Raw genomic sequence first — 1449 nt, 5'->3', positions numbered from 1 at the left:
GTGTTGTAGAACATGTCGGTCGGGAGGCCGATGATGGCCTCTACAAGGTCATTCTCGAGCACATAGCGACGGATTTCGCTCTCGCCCGACCCGGCGCCGCCCGTGAAGAGCGGCGATCCGTTCAGCACGATGCCGAAACGGCTGCCGCCGTCCTTCGCCGGCCGCATCTTCGACAGCAGATGCATGAGGAAGAGCATGGAGCCGTCCGACACGCGCGGCAGGCCCGGCCCGAAGCGGCCGTTGAAGCCTTGGGCTTCATGCTCCTTGCGAATGTCCTTCTCGACCTTCTTCCACTCGACGCCGAAGGGCGGATTGGAGAGCATGTAGTCGAATTTGCGATGGGTGTGGCCGTCGTCCGACAGCGTGTTGCCGGCGATGATGTTGGCGACATCCTGCCCTTTGATGAGCATGTCGGCCTTGCAAATGGCGTAGCTCTCGTCGTTCAGCTCCTGGCCGAACATGGTGAGCCGCGCTTTGCGGTTCATCGAGGTGAGATGTTCCTCGGCCACCGAGAGCATTCCGCCGGTTCCGGCGGCGGGATCGTAAATCGTCCGCACAACGCCGGGCTTGGTCAGCACGTCGTCGTCTTCGACGAAGATCAGATTGACCATCAGACGGATGACCTCGCGCGGGGTGAAGTGCTCTCCCGCCGTCTCGTTGGAAACTTCCGCGAATTTGCGGATCAGCTCCTCGAACACGAGGCCCATCTGGCTATTGTCGACGGCCTCTGGATGAAGGTCTATCCCCGCGAATTTTTCCACAACCTGATAGAGCAGCCCGTTCTTGGCGAGGCGCTCGATCTGCGTCGCAAAGTCGAAGCGCTCGAAAATGTCGCGCACGGAGGGCGAGAATCCCTGCACATAGGCGAACAGGTTCTCGCGAATATGATCCTGGTCGCCCATGAGGCGGCGCATGTCGAGCGACGACGTGTTGTAGAAGCTCTGTCCGGCCTTGCGCAGCAGGAACGGATCGGGATTGAGCCCTGCCTTCTGCTTGTCGGCCAGCTCCGTCAGCACCGCAGCCTTGGTCGGCTCCAGCACGCAGTCGAGGCGGCGGAGCACGGTGAAGGGCAGAATCACCTTGCCATATTCGGACTGCTTGTAATCACCGCGCAGGAGGTCGGCGACCGACCAGATAAAGGCGGAAAGGGACTGGTGGTTCACTTGGGCGGACCCTGCGCGGAACGAATCGATCAGGGCGCGCGAAAAGCCGCCCGACTCATAACGGCGCGAGTATCGCCGCCGCTCCGGCCGCGAGCAAGCCCGAGACGACGGCGCGAGCGAGGAGAGAGCGTGCGCAGAGCGGCAAGACAAGCGAATCGAGGCCGGATGCCCTTCTTTGTCCGCTCCCGATCGCTCGCGTTCGCCGACGCTTATTGGGCAGAAGTTGGGCACGCGCCCGCATCGCCGCGGCTTACGCCATCTAACTATTTGATTTTATTGGCGCTCC

Annotated in this window: 1 protein-coding gene; it reads right to left on the bottom strand. The window is 61.8% G+C overall.

From position 1 onward, the window contains the following. Positions 1-1163 (bottom strand): class I SAM-dependent DNA methyltransferase (locus A1351_RS04220; protein ID WP_064032322.1); only part of this gene is annotated, 1163 nt, incomplete at its 3' end. Between the last annotated feature and the right edge of the window lie 286 nt (positions 1164-1449).

It is taken from the genome of Methylosinus sp. R-45379, assembly GCF_001644125.1.
Taxonomy (GTDB): domain Bacteria; phylum Pseudomonadota; class Alphaproteobacteria; order Rhizobiales; family Beijerinckiaceae; genus Methylosinus.
The sequence above is the reverse complement of the archived record's forward strand: the minus strand, read 5'-3'. Positions and strand labels throughout refer to the sequence as shown.